Below are 19,741 nucleotides of genomic sequence, written 5' to 3'. Positions count from 1 at the left end.
CGTGCGACCTGCACGGAATCGTCACGTCCGTAGTCGTTTCCCCAGGTGCACGCCCGGTGCCCCGGTGCTAGACCGGTAGGGACCGAACAATCGCTGATCGGGGGCGGCGGCCGGTGGCAGTGGCCCCTGCGGGAGGACACATGCGAAGCACCAGGACCGCGATCCTGTCTCGTGCCACGGCTCTGGCCGCCGGCCTCACCCTGCTGATCGCGGGCTGCGGCTCGTCCGGAGACGACGGCGCCACCTCGCCGCCGAGCAGCGACGGCTCGGCCGGGAGCACGACGGAGCCGGCGCCGTCGGGCGACGGGACGTCGGCCGGCGACGGCACCACCGACGGTGGTGACGCCACCGGGGAAGGGTGTCCCGCCGTCGGGGCCGACGCGAGCGAGGTACCGCCGGACGCGACCCCCGTACCCACCGTGGATCTTGACGGCGACGGGCAGGACGACGAACTCTGGCTCTCCGACGCCGAGGGCCGCACGCTTGGCGTCACCACCGCTGCAGGCGGGGTGTTCGCGACGACCTTCGAGGCCGGAGCACCGCAGGCGGCGACCGCGATCGCCGGGCGGCTGGGCGACGGTTCGGCGATCGTGCTGTTGAACACGGGGCGCTCGGTGTCGCTGTACGCCGTCCAGGACTGCGCCCTCGTCCCCACCCAGAACGACGAGGGCGAGCAGTACACCTTCGACCTCGGCTTCACCGGGTTCGGCACCGGAGTGGGCTGCGTGGACCTCGGCGACGGGCTCGCCCTGGTGGGCCTGAACGCCGTCAGCGACGATGACGGAGCGACGTTCGAGGTGACCCGCACCGAGATCCTGCTCGAGGCGATGGGCACGTCCGCGTCCAACGGCGAGTCCGAGGTCGTCGCCGAGGGGGCGACGGCGGACGATCCGGCGGTCACGAGCGCTCAGTCGGTCAGTTGTGGCGAGCCGCAGGAGGAGGCCGTGGAGCCGGGCGGCGCCTAGGGTGAGTACGTGACCAGAGGTGAGTACAAGGTTCCGCAGGGCAAGCTGGTGGCGGCCGAGGTCGAGGTCGCCGAGGGCAGGCTGAGCAGGGTCGAGATCAGCGGGGACTTCTTCCTCGAACCCGACGAGGCTCTCGAGGCCATCGACGCCGCACTGACGGGCCTGACCCAGGACACGACCGTCACGCAGATGACCGAGCTGGTCGAGGCAGCGGCTGCGGACGCGCACATGATCGGGTTCACGCCGCAGTCAGTGGCGATCGCCGTCCGGCGGGCTCTCGGGCGCGCGTCCGGGTGGAGCGACCACACCTTCGAGGTCGTGCACCCGCGGGCGCTCCCGCCGATCATGAACCTTGCCCTGGACCAGGTGCTCCTGGAGGAGGTGGCCGCCAGTCGGCGCGGTCCCACCCTGCGCCTGTGGGAGTGGGACTCGTCCTGTGTGGTGATCGGCTCGTTCCAGTCCCTGCGCAACGAGGTGGACATGGAGGCGGCCGACGAGCTCGGCGTCCAGGTGGTGCGCCGGATCTCCGGCGGCGGCGCCATGTTCATGGAGCCCGGCAACGCGATCTCGTACTCGTTGTACGTGCCCGGCAGCCTCGTGGACGGGCTCAGCTTCGAGCAGTCCTACGCATTCCTGGACGACTGGGTCCTCGGCGCCCTGACCGAGATGGGCGTGGACGCCCACTACGTCCCGCTGAACGACATCGCCTCACCGACCGGCAAGATCGGCGGCGCGGCCCAGAAGCGGCTCGCGAACGGCACCGTCCTGCACCACGCCACGTTGTCCTACGACATCGACGCGGACAAGATGCTCCAGGTGCTGCGGATCGGACGGGAGAAGCTCTCCGACAAGGGCACCAAGTCCGCCAACAAGCGGGTCGACCCGATGCGCCGGCAGACCGGGATGAGCCGGGCCGCGATCATCGAGTCGATGAAGAACCACTTCCGCGCCCGGTACGACACGGTCGACGGCCTGCTCAAGCCCGAGGAGCTCGCCCGAGCCGAGCAGCTGGTGACGGAGAAGTTCGCGACCGCTCAGTGGCTCGAACGCGTGCCCTGACGGACCGGTACGGATCCGCGGTGTGCCTCACGCGGTGCCGGGTGCCTGGACGCGGGATGCCGTCAACTGTTGTGCGGACGGGCGCGGGCGTAGCCTGGGCGCATGTGGACGCTGATCGTGATCCTGCTCGTTGCGTGGGCGATCCTGTCCGTCGTGGGCTTCTTCTTCGAAGGCCTCCTCTGGCTGGCCATCATCGGGATCATCCTGTTCCTAGGCACGCTGTTGGTGGGCATCATTCGTCGTCGGTCCGGTGCGGCGACTCGGCCTCCCCGCTGAGCAAGGGCCGTGAGCCGGCCGCAGGCTCGACCCGCGCAGGCGTCCGTGGCGACTGAGCACGAGGGCTCGCCGGCAGTCGGGCACAGGGCCGTCGTGATCGTCAACCCGACGAACGTCGATCTGCCACGGCTGCGGACCGCGGTGGCGCAAGCGCAGGAGCAGCACGGGTGGCTGCCGACGGTCTGGCTCGAGACGACCATCGACGATGCCGGGCAACGGGCGGCGGTCAGGGCGCTCAAACATGACCCAACGGTCGTGATCGTCGCGGGCGGTGACGGCACGATCCGGGCCGTCACCGAAGGGCTGCACTCGAGCGGTACCCCGATCGCCGTGGTACCCGCGGGCACGGGCAACCTGCTCGCGCGCAACCTGGGCCTGATGCGTGACATCGAGACCGCCGTGCGCACCGCGTTCACCGGAGCGACCCGCGCCATCGACGTCGGCCTGGTCTCACTCGAGCACGATGACGGGTCCACGACCTCGCACGCGTTCCTCGTGATGACCGGGGTCGGGCTGGACGCACGCATGGCGACCGACACCAGCAGCGCGCTGAAGCGGAGGATCGGTTGGCTCGCATACGTGGACCCGATCAGCAGGTCGGTCCTGGGCAACCAGCGCTTCCTGATGCACTACGGGGTGGACGGCCGGCGAGAACAGTCGATCCGGGCGCACACCGTGATCGTCGGCAACTGTGGCACCCTCACCGGCGGCATGGTCCTGCTGCCCGACGCCAGGGCCGACGACGGGCTTCTCGACGTGGTGCTGTTCCGTCCCACCGGGTTCTGGCAGTGGCTGCGCGTGGCCACCCGCCTCGGTGTCGGAGGCATCCTGCATCGCTCGAGGAACGGCCGGGCCGTGCTGCGCGCAACCCCGGACCTGCGCGTCCTGCCCTACGTCCGGGCCCGCACGCTCACGGCGCGGTTCGACCCGCCGCAGAGCATCCAAATCGACGGCGACGGATTCGGCCGGGTGGTCGCCGTCACGGTGACCCTTCGCCCGCGCGCCATCGGCATCCAGGTCCCGAGCGCCTGAGGCGCCCGGGACGGGGACGTCAGTTGCTCGGTACGGCGGTGGGGTCCGCGGATCCGACCTCGGTCTCGCCGGCCTGCTGCTTGGCGACCTCGGCCCGGACCGCGTCCATGTCCAGGCCCTTGACGCCCTCGATGAGCTGCTCGAGGGACGGACCCGGCAGGGCACCGGCCTGGTTGAAGACGAGGATCCCGTCGCGGAACGCCATCAGCGTGGGAATCGCCTGGATCCCGGCCTGCGCGGCGAGTGCCTGCTCGGCCTCGGTGTCCACCTTGGCGAATGTGACGTCGCCGTGCTTCTCGGAGGACTTCTCGTAGACCGGCGCGAACTGGCGGCACGGGCCGCACCAGGACGCCCAGAAATCGACCAGCACGATGTCGTTGTCGCTGATGGTCTTCTCGAACTCGTCGGTGGTGACGTTGATGGTGGGCATTGCTCTCCTTGATCGGCTGTCCACAAGTTTCAACGACGGCGGAGCCTGGGTATTCCCCCGACGGTACGGTCAGCCCGGGAAGGGTGGTCGGTCATGGTGACCTGGGTGGATGTGGTCGGAACTGTCGTGCTCCCTGGCGCCGCGTTGCTGTTCGCCGTCGTCGGCGTGTGGACGGCGTGGTCCAGTTTCAAACAGCGCAAGGAGGCTGACGCGCGCGGCCATTGGTGGCATCGTGCGCGTTGGGCGACCGAACGTGCCCAGGACCCGAGAGGGAGCGTGGCCCTGTTGGGCGTCAACATTCTCCGGGAGTTGCAGACATCCGAACTCGCCGGCGACGAAGAAGGGCGTCTCGCCGGAGTGCTCTGGGGGGCGATCACCGGCTTTCCGGCCGAGCCATCCGGGCTGCCCTCAACCACCTTGGCGTACGATATTTTTGAAGCAGGAGGCGATCGCGATGAGTAGCGTGGAAGACCTCGACATGAAGCTGGCCGACCGGATCCGCTACGCCCGCGACGGCCGGGTCGCAGTCACCCGCCTTGAGGTTGCAGCAGCGCAGCTCAAGGTCGAGGCCGACAAGAACCTCGGGCAGACGACGCCCCAGTGGATCCTTGACCTTGCTCGTGTGCCACTCGACAGCGCGACGACGAGGCCGCGTCGTCCTGCTCAGCCCATCGACGGTGATTCTGAGCACGAAGCATTCGGAACGAGTCGCGTCAACGAGTCCGAGGACGTGACCCGGATCCGCGCGTGGGCACGAGAGCACGGCTACGAACTCCGCAAGCGTGAGGCCGGCGAACCGAGTCGCGAGCCCGAACGCGCGTAGGCGCGCTCACTGCTCAGCCCCCTGCTCAGCCCCGGGCGCCGAACACCCCGGCACCGACGCGCACCATGGTCGCCCCCGCGGCGATCGCGACCTCGAGGTCGCCGCTCATGCCCATCGACAGTTCCCGCGCGTCGGCGGTGCCGGGCTGCCCCGAGGAGACGACATCGTCACGCACCCGTGCGAGGGCGTCGTAGGACGCGCGGACCCGCGCCGTCTCGGGGGAGTTGGCCCCGATCGTCATGAAGCCGCGCAGCCGCAGGTGCTCAAGGCCGCCGACCACGGCGGCCAGGTCCCTCGCGTCGTCCGGGCGCACCCCGTCCTTCGTGGCCTCACCCGAGGTGTTCACCTGCACGAACACGTCCAGGTTCCGGCCGCGCGCGGCAGCGGCCCGGTCCAGGCGCTCGGCGAGCCTGGTCGAGTCCACGCTCTGCACGCAGTCCACCCAGCGCAGCACCGCGTTCACCTTGTTCGACTGCAGGTGCCCGATGAAGTGCGAGGAGTGCGCCACCCGGACCAGGTCGGGCTCGGTCGTGGCGAGCTCCTGCGCGCGGTTCTGCCCGATCAGGGTGGTGCCGCTCGCCTCCAGCAGCGCCCGGATCCGGGCCGCGTCGATCGTCTTGACGGCCAGCAGCAACTGCACGTCGACGGCGGCGCGACCGCTGGCGAGGGCCGCTGCGTCGATCCGCTCCCGCACCCGGGCGAGACTGGCGGCGTCGTCGCTCATCGGCGCGGGCTCGAGCCGTCGGGGTCCTCCGTCAACCGGATGCCCAGGTGCTCGGCCAGGGACGGCAGCACCGAGGTCGCATCCGACCACGCCAGGGTCGAGCCGCGCAGCGAGTCGACGCCGGTGGCACCCGCGAGGTCGCACCCGGTGAAGGAGACCCGATCGGCACGCAGCCCGGCGAAGCGGGCCTCGGTCAGGTCGCACTCGACGAACCGGACCCGCAGCATGGTCGCGTCCGAGAAGTCCGCCTGGCGCAGTCGTGCTCCGGTCAGCGTCACGTCGGTCCAGGTGGCCGAGTGCGCGGAGAGCAGGTCCGCCTGGACACCCTCGGCGGTGACCTCGCGCCAGCGCGAGCGCAGCCACGACGATCCGGTCAGCCGGGCGTCGTTCATGGAGGTCCGCACCAGCCCGCAGTCCCGGGTGGTGAGCCCGGCGAGGTCGGCGCCGTCGAGGTCCACGCCGGTGAACTGGCACCGTTCCCACGTGCCGCCACCGGCCCGGGCGCGACGAAGGGTGACCGAGTCGAGGTCCAGTTCGTCGATCTCGGCGCCGATCCACACGGCGCCGTCCAGGTCGGTGTGGGACAGCGTCGCGCCGCACAGTTCCTCGGGGGTCATCGCAGCATCGTCCACGTGCGGAGCCTACCCAGGCCCGCGCCCGGCAAGCGGGTCGGTCTCACCCTGCCCCGGTTGTTCCCATACCGCCCGGTCGGGGAATGAGACAATGGCCAGGTGCGCACGATTCTGAACATCATCTGGCTTGTCTTCGCCGGGTTCTGGCTGGCCGTCGGCTATGCCGTGGCCGGCGTGATCTGCTGCATCCTGATCATCACGATCCCGTTCGGGATCGCGTCCTTCCGGATCGCGAACTACGTGCTGTGGCCGTTCGGCCGGGAGGTCGTCAAGCGCCCGACGGCGGGAGTGATCTCCGGGATCGGGAACGTCATCTGGTTCATCGTGGCCGGGTGGTGGCTCGCGATCGGGCACATCATCACCTCGATCCCGCTGTTCATCTCGATCATCGGGATCCCGATGGGGTGGGCCAACCTGAAGCTCATCCCGATCTCGATGACCCCGCTCGGCCGGGAGATCGTCACCACGCACGAGCCGTTCGCGTCCTGACCCGGGCGCGGCCTGCCCCGCGCGTCGGGTTCAGGACGGAGCGGACTCAGTCCCGCTCGCGGACCCCGAGTTCGAGCGAGTACTCCTCGCGCCCGTTGATGAACACCCGCTGCGCGCGCGAGAAGACGTCGAGCGGATCCCCGGACCAGATCACCACGTCGCCGTCCAGCCCTTCCCGCAGTGCCCCGACCCGGTCGTCGAGCCCGAGGAACTGGGCGGGGTTGGTAGTCAGCGCCTGCAGCGCGAGGTCCCGGTCGAGGCCCTCCTTCACCGCCAGGGAGGCCTGGTGGACCAGGAAGTTGATCGGGACCACGGGGTGGTCGGTGGTGATCGCGATTCGCACGCCGGCCTCGGCGAGGCGGGCCAGGTTCGCTATGTCCCGGGTGCGCAGCTCGACCTTCGACCGGGACGTGAGCATCGGGCCGAAGATGACCGGGATGTCCTTCTCGGCCAGCACGCCGGCGATCCGGGCGCCGTCGGTGCCATGGTTGACGACCAGCCGGTAGCCGAACTCCTCGGCGAGCCGGATCGCCGTGGCGATGTCGTCGTGGCGGTGGGTGTGTTGGTCCCAGATGAGCTCGCCGTCGAGAACGGCGACGAGGGTCTCCAGGCCGAGGTCCCGTGCGAACGGCTTGCCGTCGGTTGCGGCGCGGGCACGCTCGGCCGCGTAGTTCTGTGCGGCCACGAACGCCTCGCGGATCACCTTCGCGACCCCGAGCCGGGTGGCCGGGGTCTGCTTGCGCTCGCCGTAGACCCGCTTCGGGTTCTCCCCGAGCGCGGACTTCACGGACACCGCGGTGCGGAACGCCTGCTCGTCCACGGTCCGCGCACCCCAGGTCTTGATGGCCACGGACTGCCCGCCGATCGGGTTTCCCGAGCCCGGCTTGATGACCGCGGCGGTCACCCCGCCCACGAGCGCGTCCCGGAACCCGAGGTCATCGATGTTGATGGCGTCGATCGCCCGCAGCGCCGCACCGTTCGGGTTCGTCATCTCGTTCGTGTCGTCACCGGCCGGTCCCTCGGCCTCCTCGTGCACGCCCAGGTGCGCGTGCGGCTCCACGAAGCCGGGCAGCACCCAGCTGCCGGCCGCGTCCACGATCTCGGCGCCCTCGGGGATGTCCACGTCCGCGCCCACGGCGCGGATCACGCCGTCGACGATCAGGACGGTGCCGGACTCGATCGGGTCGCCGTCGATCGGGACGACGTATCCACCGGTGATGGCAACGGTGCTGCTGGTGACGAAGGATGTCTGCATGACCACAAGTCGTATCACCTGGGGCGGACCGGGCGCGATTCGCTGACGTGCCTCAGCGCGCGATCGGCGCGAACGTACCCCCGGTGACCACGACCAGATCCGCGGGGGCGAGCCCGATGTCGAAGCCTCGCCGACCGCCGGAGACGTACATCGTCGCCAGTGTCTGCGCGGAGGAGTCCACCACGGTGGGCAGCGCCGTGCGCTGCCCGATCGGCGCGATCCCACCCATGACGTAACCGGAACTACGCTCGGCCGCTGCGCCGTCGGCCATCGTCGCCTTCTTGTGCCCAAGGGCCGCGGCGATCGCCTTCAGGTCGAGGGAGGTGCTGACCGGCACCACCCCGACCGCGAGGCCGGAGCCGTGCAATCCGTCCACGTGCACCACGAGGGTCTTGAAGACGACCTCGGGCGGCACCCCGAGCGCCGCCGCAGCCTCCAGCCCGTAGCCGACGTCGCTGCCCGGGTCATGTGTGTACGGATGCGTGGTGAAGGTCAGCCCGGCACGGGTCAGCGCGGTGGTGGCGGGTGTCCGGGGACCGGCCGCCACCTTCTTCCTGGCCACGTCAGGGTCCGGTGACGGTGATGTCGACCGATGTCGCGTTGCCGAAGTACTCGGTCACGATGACCACGAGCGGCCCGGCGGCGAAGGACTCCTCGAGCAGCGGGTCGTAGTCGCTGGCGTCGTAGTCCCGGTCGTCGTTGACGAGGAACCGGCCGTCGGCGTCGAACGTGTACAGGCTCGGGTCCTCGCCCTCGGTGTCGGCGACGTCGACGGTGTAGGTGCCGGCCTCGGGCAGGTCCACCACGGCGTAGTACGCGCCTCCGGACGGGACGTCCGCGGATGTCGTCACGCCCAGCTCGAGCCGGTCGGAGATCTGGGTGGTGGTGAGCTGGAAGCCGGCGTCGGCACCGTTGTGCTCGGACACCACCACCTCGTACTCGCCGGCAGTCAGCGTCACGAACGCGAGCGGGTCGAGGGAGACCCCGCCGAGCTCGGACAGGTCACGGCCGCGGTCGTCGTTGCCGCCGAGGGACGCGCCGCCCGCGTCACGCACGTCCAGCTCGAGGTCGAGGGTGCCGTCGTTGGCGCGAGCGTCCAGCAGGTAGGTGGTGTTCTGCGTGATCGTCAGGGTGCCCACCCAGGTGCCGCCGCCCGGGACCTCGCCGGAGGTGTTCCCGTCGACGACCACGCTGCCGGTGTTCGTCTGGCCACCGCTCTGCGGTCCCGAGGTCGTCGGTCCGGCGGTGGGGTCCGGGTCGGAGGGGTTGCGCCCGTTCACGAGCCACCACCCGACGCCGACCACCAGCATGATCACGAGCAGGGATACGGCGACCACGGCGGCCATCCCACCGGGCGTGCCGCGCACCCCGGAGGTGAACACCTTCGTCTCGTCCGCGCCGCCCTGGGGCTGCGCAGCCGGCCCCCAGGTGGAGGACGTCGGCCAGGAGCTCGGTGTGGTGCCGGGGGCGACCATGACGTCCGGGTGGTTGGCCTGGGCCAGGTAGGGATAGTCGGCGGCCGCGGTGGCGGAGCCGTGCACCTCGGGAACCTTGGGCGCGAGCGGCGTGTAGTACTCCGTCCAGGCGTCCCCGTCCCAGTACCGCTGACGGTTCTGGCCGTCCGGGTCCGGGTAGAAGCCCGCTACCTTGTCGCTCACCCCGCCATGGTAGGCGAGGCTCCTGACCGGACCCGCCGCCTCATGGGGCAGAACTGACCATCCCGACGTCGACCATCCGCAGCACCGCACGGCCCAGCTCGGCGCTCGCGGCCAGGTCCACGCTCGCCCGGAACCGCCAGTCCCGGTCGCCCTCGGGGTCGTCGAGGACCTGGGTGACCTCCCAGTGCTCCGCCCCGGGGGAGATGCTGGTCATCGACGCCGACCTGGCCGCCGCACCGATGCCGAGCTCGCCGTACTCGGCCCAGTACTCCTCCATCGCGTCGGCCCAGTCGTCGGCGCTCCAGCGCTGGTCCTCGGGCAGGGCGGCGTCGAGCTGCGCGAGCCGGTGGTAGTCCTCCCGGGCGGCCAGCTCCACGCGGCGGAACATCGCGTTGCGCACCAGGATGCGGAACGACCGCTCGTTCGCGGTGATCGGCCGGTCGGCGTCGTCGCCGCCGAAGCGGGCTTCGTCCGCGTCGGTGCCGTCGATGCCCGACGGCGTCTGCTCGCTGAGCGCGACCGCTGCGTTCTGCAGGCCGCTCTGCAGGGCCTCCCACTCGGCGAGCAGGGAGGAATCCACCTGCCGCACGGCGTCGCCGAGCCACTCGATGATCTCGGTGAGCTCTTCGGTCCGAGCGGCCGCCGGCACCATCTGGCGCAGCGCCTTGTACGCGTCGGTCAGGTACCGCAGCACCACGCCCTCGCTGCGGGCAAGGCCGTACCGGGAGATCACCTCGGAGAACGTCATCGCGTTCTCCACCATGTCCCGCACCACGGACTTGGGCTTGAGCTCGTAGTCGTCCACCCAAGGGTTCGCGGTCCGGTACTCGGCCAGCGCCGCGGTCAGCAGCTCGGCCAAGGGCCGCGGGTAGGTGATCTCCTCGAGGGCGGCCATCCGCTCCTCGTACTCCAGGCCGTCCGCCTTCATGGCACCGATCGCCTCGCCGCGAGCGGCCTTCTCCTGGGCGATCAGCAACGGGCGCGGGTTCTCCAGGGTGGCCTCGACCACCGAGACCACGTCGACGGCGTAGTCCGGGTCCTCCGGGTCGAGGAGTTCCAGGGCCGCAAGGGCGAACGGCGACAGCGGGGCGTTCAGGGCGAAGTCGGCCGGCACGTCCCGGGTGAGCCGGATCCGGCGCCCGAACGCGTCCGGCTCGGGCAGCTTCTCCACCAGACCGGCGGCGCGCAGGGACCGGTAGATACCGATCGCGCGGCGCACGTGCAGGTTCCGGTCGGTGGGCTCGTCGTGATTGTCCGTGAGGAGGCGGGTCAAGGTGGCGATCGCGTCGTCGTCACGACCCAGCACCCCCAGCACCATCGCGTGCGAGACCTGGAACTGGGACGTGAGCTTCTCCGGCTCGGCGTCGCGCAGGCGCTCGAACGTCTTGTCCGTCCAGTTCACCACGCCGGTGGGGGCCTTCTTGCGCACGATCTTGCGGCGCTTGCGCTCGTCGTCGCCGGCCTTCGCGAGCGACTTCGCGTTCTCGATGACGTGCTCGGGCGCCTGCACGATCACCTCGCCCACGGTGTCATAGCCGGCGCGGCCGGCCCGCCCGGCGATCTGATGCAGTTCGCGAGCCGACAGATGCCGCGAGCGGACGCCGTCGTACTTCGTCAGGCCGGTGAGCACCACCGTTCGGATCGGCACGTTGATGCCGACGCCGAGGGTGTCGGTGCCGCAGATGACGCCGAGCAGCCCGGCCTGGGCGAGGCGCTCGACGAGCCGCCGGTAGCGCGGCAGCATGCCGGCGTGGTGCACGCCGATGCCGTGCCGCAGCAGCCGGGACAGGGTGGCCCCGAACCCGCGGGCGAAACTGAAGTCGCCGATGGCCTCCGCGATCTGTGCCTTGCGCTCCTTGTTGGCGACCTGGATGGACGTCAGCGACTGCGCCTGCTCGACGGCGGCGGCCTGGGTGAAGTGCACCACGTACACCGGGGCGCGGTGGGTGCCGAGCAGTTCCAGGACGAGCTCGTGCAGCTGTTCGGTGGAGTAGGTGAAGGTCAGCGGCACCGGGCGCTCGGTGTTCGCGATCACGGCGACGGGCCTCTTCGTGCGCCGGACGAGGTCCTCGGCGAAGAAGGACACGTCACCCAGGGTGGCGCTCATCAGCACGAACTGGGTCCGCGGCAGCTCCAGCAGCGGCACCTGCCAGGCCCAGCCGCGCTGGGGGTCGGCGTAGAAGTGGAACTCGTCCATGATCACCTGCGCGGCGTCGGTGTCCGCGCCGTCCCGCAGGGCCTGGTTCGCGAGCACCTCGGCGGTGCAGCAGATGATCGGGGCGTCGGTGTTGATGGCCGAGTCGCCGGTCATCATGCCGACGGCATCCGCACCGAACACCTCCACGAGGTCGAAGAACTTCTCGCTCACGAGCGCCTTCAGCGGTGCGGTGTAGTAGCTGCGCTGCCCACGGGACATCGCCACGTAGTGCGCCGCGACCGCGACCAGGGACTTGCCGGATCCGGTGGGCGTGGACAGGATCACGTGCGCGCCGGTCACGATCTCCAGCAGCGCCTCCTCCTGGTGCTCGTACAGCGTGAGGCCACGTGAGCTCGCCCAGTCGGTGAAGGACTCGACCAGGGCGTCGTCGTCGGTCGGGTCGGCGGGCGGGGAGAGTGTCATCTCCTCCAGTGTCTCGCGGATCCACCCGGGTGCGCGCCGCCACCGGATGCGCGATCGCCATCGGCACCGCGAGCACTGTGAGCGGTCCGGGCACAGGAGTAGGTTCGGTCCCCGTGACAACCGCGGAGCACACGGAAGCCGACCGGCACGCATCCTGGCTGGAACTGTTCTTCGACCTGGTCGTGGTCGCCGGCATCGGCACCCTGGCGCACCTGTTGCACGCCGACCACGGGCCGGGGGGCCTGGCGCTGTACGCGATCGCGTTCGTGGCGTTCTGGCTGGTCTGGGCGTGCTTCACGACGTACGGCAACATCGCCGGTGAGGCGACGCGGGCCCGGCCGATGCTGCTCGGCATGGCCGCCCTGGCCGTGATGATGGCGGCCGTGCCCGAGATCAACGGCGAGCACGCGACCGCGTTCTCGATCGCGTACGTGATCGGCCGGATCCTCGCGTCGCGGCCGTTCCAACGAGGGACCGTGGTGCTGGACCTTCCCGTCGTCCAGGCACTCGGGGGCGTCGTGCCCTGGATGGTGTCCTGGTGGTTCGACGGATCGGTCGTCTACATCCTGTGGGCGATCGGCCTCGCGATCGACGTGGGCGTCCTGCTGCTGATCTCCGGGCCAAGGCTCGCCCAGAACGCCCAGGAACACCTGGACGGACTGCGGGACCGGATCGACGGCGGCGAACGACGCGGACGCGCCGGGCGCCGCGACGCGGCTCGGTCCGGTCGGCGGGGCCGCGCGGGTCGCGGCCCTGGGGAGGGTGCCGACCTGCTCGGATCGGGCCGCGGGCGGGACCCGCGACGCGGCGACCGGGACCTGCCGGAGACGGTCAGAACCCTAGCCGGGGACGAGGCGCACCTGGGTGAGCGGCTCGGGCTGTTCGTCATCATCGTGCTCGGCGAAGGCATGATCCAGGCCGTCGCGGCCGCCGGTGAGGCCACCTGGGACGTCGACCTCCTGCTGGCCGGAGCGGGCACGTTCGCGCTTCTGGTCACCCTGTGGGCCCTCGCGGTCCGCGGCGGCTACGCCGGGGTCGCCCTGCTCGCCACGGGCGCCGTGTCCCCGCGGGCGGCGTGGCCGCTGCACCTGGTCACGACCGGTGCGCTGGCCACCCTGGTCGCGGTCCTCGGCGGTGTCCTCGTCGAACCCGGCGAATCCCTGACGGCGGACGTGCGGTGGCTGCTGCTCGTCGCGTTCGGCCTCTACGGGCTGCTCGGCGCCGTGGTGCATCTGGTGCTCGGGATCCGCCGGGCCGACCCGCGCGGCCGGCAGACCGCATTGCTGCTCGCCGTGCCGACCCTCGTGGCCGGCGCCGTGATCGTCATCGCCGGGGATCGGCTCGCGGCCGTCGGGCAGGTCTGGGTGCTCGCGGCGGCCCTGCTGGTGAGCTACGCAGGCTCCGTGCGGGTGTCGCCGCGACCTGCGGACACCGGCGCTCCGCACCTGGCATGATGACCCACATGCTGACGACATTCCGCTCCATGCAGTGGTGGCCCGCCTGACCGGCGGACCACGTTCGAAGCATTCAACGAAACGGCCGCCCATGGGCGGCCGTCACGCGTTTCACTGAGAGATCGACAGCACCCGTGGGCTCGCATCGAAGGAGTCCCGATGATCAACCTGTCCATGCTCAAGCCCACCGGTCACCTCACGCTGGGGAACCTGCTCGGCGCACTGCGTCCGATGGCGGCCGCGCAGGTCTCCCCTGCGCGGAGCACCTGCTACTACGGCATTGCCGACCTCCATGCCCTGACGGTCGGCCACGACCCGGCCCGGTTGCGGGAGGTCCCGGCTGAGATGGCGCGCCTGCTGCTTGCCGTCGGGCTCGACCGGAGCACTCTGTTCATCCAGAGCCATGTGCCCGCGCACTCCGAACTGTCCTACCTGTTGGAGTGCACCGCCCACGTCGGCGAGCTGAACCGGATGATCCAGTTCAAGGAGAAGGGTCGCAACCGGCCCTCGACGCGGGTCTCACTGTTCACCTACCCGGCACTGATGGCTGCCGACATCCTGCTCTACCGGCCGACCGATGTGCCGGTCGGCGACGACCAGCGCCAACATGTCGAACTCACGAGGGACCTGGCCCTGCGGTTCAACCGCAGCTACGGCGAGGTGTTCACGGTCCCCGAGATCGTCACGGCGCCGGCAGGTGCGCGCGTGATGGACCTGCAGGACCCGACCTCGAAGATGGACAAGTCCCGCGACGACGGCGGCGGGACCATCTACCTGCTCGACCCGCCCGACGTGGTACGCCGGAAGGTCGGTCGCGCCGTGACGGACTCGGAGGTGGGCGTGGGCTCGGTGCGACCCGATCGCGAGGCCAAGCCCGGAGTGACGAACCTGCTCGACATCCTCGCGGCCTGCGGCGGCTCGACGGAGGGCATCACGACCTACGGCGCCCTGAAGGCTGCGGTGACCGACGCCGTGATAGCCGAGCTCGAGCCGATCCAGAAGCTGTACGCCGACCTCGATCCCGGCGACGTGTCCTCGGTGTTCGCGTCCGGCGCCGAGGTCTGTCGTCGAGCCACCGCCCCGGTACTCGCCGCGGCCCGGACGGCGATGGGGTTGGCGTAGGTCGCCCCGCAAGTCACCGGCCCGGCTGGGGGCCGGTGACCACGGACTGAGACGGAACTCGGCCCCGCCAGGGCGAGGGGTCGCCGTCGGGAAGACTTGCCGCATGCGCCCCTTCCTCCTGCTCGCCTCCCGTGCGGAGGACGCGGCGGCGGATGAGGAGTACCGCAGCCTGCTCCGCCACGGCGGCCTGCACCCGGACGAGCTGGTGCGGGTGCGTCTGGAGGCCGGGTCCGTGGCCGACCTCGACCCAGCCGACTACGCCGGCGTGATCATCGGCGGCAGCCCGTTCACCGTCTCCGACCGGCACAAGTCGTCCGTGCAGCGCCGGGTGGAGGCCGACCTCGGTGTGATCGTCGACGAGATCCTCCGCCGGGACCTGCCGATGCTCGCGCTCTGCTACGGCGTCGGGATCGTCGGCGCACGCACCGGCGGCGTGGTGGACGCGACCTACGGCGAGGAGACCTCCGCCGCCGAGATCCGGCTCACCCCCGAGGGCGCCGTGGACCCGTTGCTCGCCGGCCTGCCGGCCGGGTTCCAGGCCTATGTCGGGCACAAGGAAGCCGTCACGGTGCTGCCGCCGCGCGCCACCGTGCTCGCCACCTCGCCGACCTGCCCTGTGCAGATGTACCGGCTCGGCCGGCACGGATACGTCACCCAGTTCCACCCTGAGATGGACCTGGCCTCGGTGATCACCCGGATCGAGGTCTACCGCGACTCCGGCTACTTCGACGCCGCCGAGATGGCCGCCGTCATCGACCGGGTCACGCGGGCGGACGTGAGCGCCGCTCACCACCTGGTGCGAGCATTCGTGCTGCGTTACCGTGGCGCCGCGGTGCAGCGCGTGGACGCGGAGCTGCTCGCCGGTTGACCGCGGGTGCCGTCCACCCCGATCGAGGGGAGCCACGCGAGAGCATGGCCAAGGACAGCGCCACGATCTGGCCCACCGTCCACGCCGAGCGTGCCGCGCTGATCGAGGACCTGCGGGACCTGCCCGCCGAGCGGTGGTCGACGCCGTCGCTGTGCCCGGGCTGGAGCGTGCATGACGTGCTCGCGCACCTCGTCGACGACGCCCGCACCACCACGCTCTCGTTCGCAGGCGCGTTCGTGCGGGCCGGCTTCGATTTCGACAGGTTCAACGACCGCGGTGTGGCCCGGGAGCGCGCGGCGGACCCGGCGCAGACGTTGGCCGCGTTCGAGTCCGTCAGCCGACGCAGCACCGGGGCCCCGGCGCCGCTCCCGACCCGGCTCGTCGAGGCGATCGTGCACGGCGAGGACATCCGGCGCCCGCTCGGGATCGAACACGACTACCCTCCCGCGGCGGCCGTGACGGCGATCCGGCACCAGCTCGCCACCTCCACGAGGATGGGCGGCGGCAGGGAGCGGGCCGCCGGGCTGCGACTCACCGCGACCGACGCGGAGCTGACCGTCGGCGACGGCGAGCACGTGCGGGGGAGCGCCGTGGCGCTGCTGCTCGCCCTCTCCGGGCGACCGGTGCGCCCGGGGGAGTTGACCGGACCCGGCGCACAGTCGTTGACGGGCCAGTAGCCTGACGTCTGTCCCGGCGCGGATGCCGGCCTGACGCTCGACGGAGGTCGTCCCATGGCGAATCACAGGCGCCGGTACTGGTGCGTCGGACTCCTCGTGCTCGTGGCGAGCGCGTGTTCCGCAGGCGGCGCCGGGGGCGGGCCGCCGCCGCCGCCGACCGGTGGAGCGATCGAGCTGGCGGTGGCGCAGTCCTGCACTCCCGGCTCCAGCGCGGACTGTGTTCAGGTCAACGGCGAGCACGTCGAGGTCGGCGCCGCGCAGTTCTCGCGCGCCGGCGTCGCGGACGCCGTGGCGGTGCCCGATGCGGGCGACCACGACTCTGTGGACCTGACGTTAGATCCGGACGGTACGGCCGTCCTTCAGGACCTGTCCGCGCAGGCCGCCGGGGCCGGGGAGACGGCCCGCCTCGTCATCAGGGTCGGCGAGACGCTGGTGTCCGCCGCCGCCGTGCCCGAACCGCTCGAGGAGCCGACCGGCACCGTGCGGATCGCGCTGCCCGAGGGCACGAGCGCCGACGATGTGGTCGAGCTGATCCTGGCCGGCTGACGCAGCGGTCCCCGGCGTCAGGCCCGGTGCGCGGCGAGGATCTCGTCGTTCAGCAACGGCCACAGTTCGCCGTGCACCTCGGATCGGAACGACTCGGCGCCGAGGAACGCGGCGACCAGGCCCGCGTCCGGGTCCACCCAGACGAAGCTGCCGGACTGGCCGAAGTGCCCGAACGTGGCGGGGGAGTTCGAGGCCCCGGTCCAGTGCGGGGACTTGTGGTCGCGGATCTCGTAGCCGAGACCCCAGTCGTTGTGGTCCTGCCGTCCGAACCCGGGCAGCACTCCGGACAGGCCGGGAAAGGCGACCGTGCGGGCCGTCTCGCCGAGTTCCGCGGAGATCAGCGTCGGCGTGAGCATCTCGAGGCCGAGCGCGAGCACGTCGTGGGCGGAGCCGCTCGCCGCATGCGCGGGGCTGCCGTCCAGGGTGACGCTGGTCAGCTCCAAGGGCTCGAGCACCGCCGCACGGGTCCACTCGGGGAACGGCTCGCCCACGGCCGCCGCGACGTGGTCGCCGAGGACCTCGAAGCCCTGGTTCGAGTACACCCGGCGCAGCCCCGGCCGCTGCAGCACCGCGCCGGCCTCGAACGGCAGCCCGGAGGCATGCGCGAGCAGATGCCGCACGGTGGACCCCTCCGGGCCGGCTGGATCGTCGAGGCCGACCCGCCCCTGATCCACTGCCACGAGCACCGCGAGCGCAGCCAGTGGCTTCGTCACGGACTTCCACGGATGGACCGCCTCGACGTCGCCGTCGAACGAGAGCACCTCGCTCGCCGAGGAGACCGCCAGCGCCACCGGGAAGTCGAACCGGGCCAGGGTGGGGTAGGAACTCATGCGCCCAGCCTGCCACGCCACGATCGTGCCAGGCGCACGCCTCAGCCCGCGGCGCTCGGCCGTGTGCTCGGGTCCGCCCCGGGTGCGATTGACTGGACACATGCCTCTCGACTCGAGCCCTGAACCCCTGAGCTACCCGCCCGCCCGCCGGTCCGACGTCGTCGACGTCCTGCACGGGGTCAGTGTCGCCGACCCGTACCGCTGGCTCGAGGACCCTGATTCGGCGCAGACGCAGGCGTTCGTCGCCGCGCAGAACACGCTCAGCGAACCGATCCTCGCGGCGCTGCCGGAGCGCCCCGCGTTCGACGACCTCGTCTCGCGGATCCTGCACGCACCGAGCGTGGGCCTCCCGCACGAGCGGCACGGTCGCACGTTCGCGTGGGTGAACGACGGGACCGCGAACCAGGACCGGCTCGTCGTCTCCGACGACGGCGGCGTGCCGTCCCTTGAGGACCGTGTGCTGCTCGATCCGAACGAACTCGACGCCGCCGGCACGACGGCGGTGACCAGCTGGTCGGTGAGCCCGGACGGGGAGTTGCTCGCCTATGCCCTCGCCGAGGCAGGCTCGGACTGGCGCACGATCCGCGTGCTCGACGTCGCGACCGGAGCCGTCCTACCCGACCAGCTCACCTGGACGAAGTGGGTCGAGCCCACCTGGCTGCCCGACTCGAGCGGCTTCCTGTACTGGGTGCACGACGCCCCGACCGGCGCGACCTTCGCCGATGTCACCGAGGCCGGCTACCTGCGGCTGCACCGGCTCGGCGAGGCACCGGCGGACGACGTCACCGTGTGGCACCGGCCGGATGCTCCGAAGCTGTTCGCCTATCCGGACGTCGCGGGGGACTGGCTCGTCATCAGATACGCGGCGGGCTCCTCGGGGCCGAGCGACCTCGCGGTACGGCGGCTCGTGCCAGGACCAGGTGGCATCGACATCGATGCCGATGAGGTCGCGCTGACCTCCGATGCCCGCGCCCGGTGGGCGGTCCTCGGCGCGCGAGGCGGCCGGCTCGTGCTGCACACGGATGACGGCGCGCCACGCCGCCGGATCGTCACGATCGATCCCGACGGCGTCGGTGCGGGTTCGGAGCCCGAGTTCCGCGAGCTCGTGGGGGAGTCCGCGGACGGTGTGCTGCGTCCGGAGTCCGCGCTCACGGTGGACGGTCTCGTGCTGGTCTACTCCCGCGACGCCACGCACCGCGTGGTGCTCGCCGGTTTCGACCAGGCGGACGGCGATGACGTCCCGGTGGGCATCACCGAGGCGCGCCGCGCCGTCGACCTCGGCGAGGCCGTGACCGTGGCGGGCCTCGACGTTGAGGAGGGCTCCGCCGTCGTCCATGTCCGCACCGTCTCGTTCACCGATGCCGGGACGAACCACCGGGTCGTCACCGCACCGGCGCCGAAGCACAAGGTGCTGGCCGGGCCACCCGGCGCGTTCGACGTCGGCGAGGTCTCCGTCACCCGACCTCGCGCGACGTCCACGGAGGGCACCGAGGTACCGATGTTCCTCGTCCAGCGCGCGGACCTCGCCGACGATGCGCCCCGGCCGACGCTCCTGTACGGCTATGGCGGGTTCCGGATCGAGGTGAACCCGGAGTTCCGGGCGATCTTCGTCGCGTGGGTCGCGGCCGGTGGCACGCTCGCGGTCGCGACGCTGCGCGGCGGCGGGGAGTACGGCGAGCAGTGGCACGACGCAGGCACGAAGGATCGCAAGCAGAATGTGTTCGACGACCTGTATGCCTGCGCCGAGTGGCTCCGCTCGTCCGGCACGGCGTCCGCGATCGCGGTCCACGGGCGATCGAACGGTGGGCTGCTCGTCGGTGCCGCGATGACCCAGCGGCCCGAGCTGTGGGCGGCGGCGCTGCCGACCGTCGGCGTGCTCGACATGCTGCGGTTCCACCGGTTCACAGTCGGTTGGGCCTGGTGCAGCGACTACGGCGACCCGGACGACGCGGCGGAGTTCCCCGCGCTGTACGCCTACTCACCGCTGCACCGGGTGCGCGACGACGTCGCCTACCCGCCCACGCTCATCTGCACCGGCGACCACGACGACCGCGTGGTGCCCGCGCATTCCCTGAAGTTCGGAGCCGAGCTGCAGCACGCCCTGTCCGCCGGCTCCGAAGGGGCCGGGCCGGCCCTGCTGCGCGTGGATACCCGAGCCGGGCATGGAATGGGCAAGCCCAAGGACGCCCAGGCGGCGGAGTTCGCCGACCAGCTCGCGTTCGCGGCCCACCACACCGGGCTCGATCCCATACCTGACGCATGACCGGCCGCACATCCGAGG

The 19,741-nt window shown here is 71.1% G+C and carries 21 protein-coding genes; 13 read left to right on the top strand and 8 right to left on the bottom strand.

What is annotated here, in order from left to right:
* Positions 1-140: 140 nt before the first annotated feature.
* From HALOF300_RS18275 to HALOF300_RS18265, 4 genes are all read left to right on the top strand, one after another.
* Positions 141-965, top strand: coding sequence for a hypothetical protein (locus tag HALOF300_RS18275; RefSeq protein ID WP_156742334.1), 825 nt, complete (start codon positions 141-143; stop codon positions 963-965).
* Between the two features lie 9 nt (positions 966-974).
* Complete coding sequence (locus HALOF300_RS18270) at positions 975-2,024, top strand: lipoate--protein ligase family protein (protein ID WP_156742333.1); 1,050 nt, start codon at positions 975-977, stop codon at positions 2,022-2,024.
* 102 nt (positions 2,025-2,126) lie between these two features.
* Positions 2,127-2,300 carry a hypothetical protein gene (locus HALOF300_RS27085; protein WP_197522659.1) on the top strand — a complete coding sequence of 58 codons (174 nt, stop codon included), beginning with the start codon at positions 2,127-2,129 and terminating at the stop codon, positions 2,298-2,300.
* A 45-nt stretch (positions 2,301-2,345) separates the two neighbouring features.
* A complete protein-coding gene (locus HALOF300_RS18265) occupies positions 2,346-3,332 on the top strand; it encodes a diacylglycerol/lipid kinase family protein (RefSeq protein ID WP_197522658.1) in 987 nt (328 codons plus the stop codon).
* A gap of 19 nt (positions 3,333-3,351) precedes the next feature.
* Here the strand turns inward: HALOF300_RS18265 and trxA are convergent, their stop codons facing one another.
* The gene (trxA, locus tag HALOF300_RS18260; protein WP_156742332.1) at positions 3,352-3,762 is read right to left on the bottom strand and encodes a thioredoxin; all 411 of its coding nucleotides are present in this window, start codon (positions 3,760-3,762) and stop codon (positions 3,352-3,354) included.
* 93 nt (positions 3,763-3,855) lie between these two features.
* On the opposite strand from trxA, the gene HALOF300_RS18255 reads away from it, so the two are divergent.
* Together HALOF300_RS18255 and HALOF300_RS18250 are read left to right on the top strand one after the other, a co-directional pair.
* The gene (locus tag HALOF300_RS18255) at positions 3,856-4,224 is read left to right on the top strand and encodes a hypothetical protein (protein ID WP_156742331.1); all 369 of its coding nucleotides are present in this window, start codon (positions 3,856-3,858) and stop codon (positions 4,222-4,224) included.
* On the top strand, positions 4,196-4,585 hold the full coding sequence (locus HALOF300_RS18250; protein WP_156742330.1) for a hypothetical protein: 390 nt from the start codon (positions 4,196-4,198) through the stop codon (positions 4,583-4,585). Before HALOF300_RS18255 ends, HALOF300_RS18250 begins: the two co-directional genes overlap by 29 nt.
* Positions 4,586-4,610: 25 nt before the next feature.
* Here the strand turns inward: HALOF300_RS18250 and HALOF300_RS18245 are convergent, their stop codons facing one another.
* Together HALOF300_RS18245 and HALOF300_RS18240 are read right to left on the bottom strand one after the other, a co-directional pair.
* Positions 4,611-5,309 carry a YggS family pyridoxal phosphate-dependent enzyme gene (locus HALOF300_RS18245; protein ID WP_156742329.1) on the bottom strand — a complete coding sequence of 233 codons (699 nt, stop codon included), beginning with the start codon at positions 5,307-5,309 and terminating at the stop codon, positions 4,611-4,613.
* On the bottom strand, positions 5,306-5,926 hold the full coding sequence (locus HALOF300_RS18240; RefSeq protein WP_156742328.1) for a pentapeptide repeat-containing protein: 621 nt from the start codon (positions 5,924-5,926) through the stop codon (positions 5,306-5,308). The genes HALOF300_RS18245 and HALOF300_RS18240 overlap by 4 nt, the downstream gene beginning before the upstream one ends.
* Positions 5,927-6,040: 114 nt before the next feature.
* On the opposite strand from HALOF300_RS18240, the gene HALOF300_RS18235 reads away from it, so the two are divergent.
* Entirely contained in the window at positions 6,041-6,430 is a 390-nt protein-coding gene (locus HALOF300_RS18235; RefSeq protein ID WP_154794939.1) for a YccF domain-containing protein, read from the top strand.
* A gap of 46 nt (positions 6,431-6,476) precedes the next feature.
* On the opposite strand, the gene HALOF300_RS18230 is transcribed toward HALOF300_RS18235, so the two are convergent.
* From HALOF300_RS18230 to HALOF300_RS18215, 4 genes are read right to left on the bottom strand one after another with little or no spacing between them, the layout of a single operon-like run.
* The gene (locus HALOF300_RS18230) at positions 6,477-7,685 is read right to left on the bottom strand and encodes an amidohydrolase (RefSeq protein WP_156742327.1); all 1,209 of its coding nucleotides are present in this window, start codon (positions 7,683-7,685) and stop codon (positions 6,477-6,479) included.
* Between the two features lie 52 nt (positions 7,686-7,737).
* Positions 7,738-8,247, bottom strand: a complete 510-nt coding sequence (gene ybaK, locus HALOF300_RS18225; RefSeq protein ID WP_156742326.1) for a Cys-tRNA(Pro) deacylase — start codon at positions 8,245-8,247, stop codon at positions 7,738-7,740.
* A 1-nt stretch (position 8,248) separates the two neighbouring features.
* Positions 8,249-9,343, bottom strand: coding sequence for a DUF2510 domain-containing protein (locus HALOF300_RS18220; RefSeq protein ID WP_197522657.1), 1,095 nt, complete (start codon positions 9,341-9,343; stop codon positions 8,249-8,251).
* A 40-nt stretch (positions 9,344-9,383) separates the two neighbouring features.
* On the bottom strand, positions 9,384-11,963 hold the full coding sequence (locus HALOF300_RS18215; RefSeq protein ID WP_197522656.1) for a DEAD/DEAH box helicase: 2,580 nt from the start codon (positions 11,961-11,963) through the stop codon (positions 9,384-9,386).
* A gap of 113 nt (positions 11,964-12,076) precedes the next feature.
* Here HALOF300_RS18215 and HALOF300_RS18210 point away from each other — a divergent pair, with 113 nt between their 5' ends.
* The 5 genes from HALOF300_RS18210 (at position 12,077) to HALOF300_RS18190 (ending at position 16,630) form a co-directional block, all read left to right on the top strand.
* Entirely contained in the window at positions 12,077-13,417 is a 1,341-nt protein-coding gene (locus HALOF300_RS18210; protein ID WP_197522655.1) for a low temperature requirement protein A, read from the top strand.
* 159 nt (positions 13,418-13,576) lie between these two features.
* The gene (gene trpS, locus HALOF300_RS18205) at positions 13,577-14,539 is read left to right on the top strand and encodes a tryptophan--tRNA ligase (RefSeq protein ID WP_156742322.1); all 963 of its coding nucleotides are present in this window, start codon (positions 13,577-13,579) and stop codon (positions 14,537-14,539) included.
* Between the two features lie 103 nt (positions 14,540-14,642).
* The gene (locus HALOF300_RS18200; protein ID WP_156742321.1) at positions 14,643-15,407 is read left to right on the top strand and encodes a glutamine amidotransferase; all 765 of its coding nucleotides are present in this window, start codon (positions 14,643-14,645) and stop codon (positions 15,405-15,407) included.
* A 44-nt stretch (positions 15,408-15,451) separates the two neighbouring features.
* The gene (locus HALOF300_RS18195; protein WP_156742320.1) at positions 15,452-16,084 is read left to right on the top strand and encodes a maleylpyruvate isomerase family mycothiol-dependent enzyme; all 633 of its coding nucleotides are present in this window, start codon (positions 15,452-15,454) and stop codon (positions 16,082-16,084) included.
* 54 nt (positions 16,085-16,138) lie between these two features.
* Positions 16,139-16,630, top strand: a complete 492-nt coding sequence (locus tag HALOF300_RS18190) for a hypothetical protein (protein ID WP_156742319.1) — start codon at positions 16,139-16,141, stop codon at positions 16,628-16,630.
* A gap of 17 nt (positions 16,631-16,647) precedes the next feature.
* Here the strand turns inward: HALOF300_RS18190 and HALOF300_RS18185 are convergent, their stop codons facing one another.
* Positions 16,648-17,460 carry a serine hydrolase domain-containing protein gene (locus HALOF300_RS18185; RefSeq protein ID WP_156742318.1) on the bottom strand — a complete coding sequence of 271 codons (813 nt, stop codon included), beginning with the start codon at positions 17,458-17,460 and terminating at the stop codon, positions 16,648-16,650.
* 100 nt (positions 17,461-17,560) lie between these two features.
* Between HALOF300_RS18185 and HALOF300_RS18180 the strand changes: the two genes are divergently transcribed.
* Complete coding sequence (locus tag HALOF300_RS18180; RefSeq protein ID WP_197522654.1) at positions 17,561-19,723, top strand: prolyl oligopeptidase family serine peptidase; 2,163 nt, start codon at positions 17,561-17,563, stop codon at positions 19,721-19,723.
* The last annotated feature ends 18 nt before the right edge of the window (positions 19,724-19,741 follow it).

This window comes from Occultella aeris (genome assembly GCF_902703175.1).
GTDB lineage: Bacteria > Actinomycetota > Actinomycetes > Actinomycetales > Beutenbergiaceae > Occultella > Occultella aeris.
Note: the sequence above shows the minus strand (reverse complement) of the source record. Positions and strands in the feature narration are given on the sequence as shown.